This window comes from Mycobacterium sp. IDUB_19, assembly GCF_055419445.1.
Window position 1 is genome coordinate 1 of sequence record NZ_JBVAXR010000204.1, and the last position, 356, is coordinate 356.

General features: G+C 71.9%; 1 protein-coding gene. It reads right to left on the reverse strand.

What is annotated here, in order from left to right:
- On the reverse strand, positions 1–356 hold a 356-nt coding region (locus ACZY0B_RS27945), incomplete at both ends, for an HAD-IC family P-type ATPase (protein WP_463767452.1).

Sequence of the window (356 nt, forward strand, 5' to 3'; positions counted from 1 at the left end):
TGCCCACGATGGAGAACACCACCTCACCGGCGTTTCCGCCCAGCAGCACCGCGACCGCGGCCTGCACCCGGCGCCACAGTTGACGACCTTCGTCCAGCGCGTCGGTCAGCGAACCGATCTGTCCGTCGAGGAGCAGCACGTCGGCCGAGCTTCGCGCCGGATCGCTGCCGCGGGCGGCCACGCCGATGCCGACCGTGGCCGCGCGGATCGCCGCGGCATCGTTGGCGCCGTCGCCGACCATCGCACACACCAGACCGCTGCGTTCGAGCGTCTGCACCACCTGCACCTTGTGCTCAGGTGACATACGGGCGAACACCCGCCGGTCCCGCACCGCCCGCTCCTGGTTGCGGCGCGGC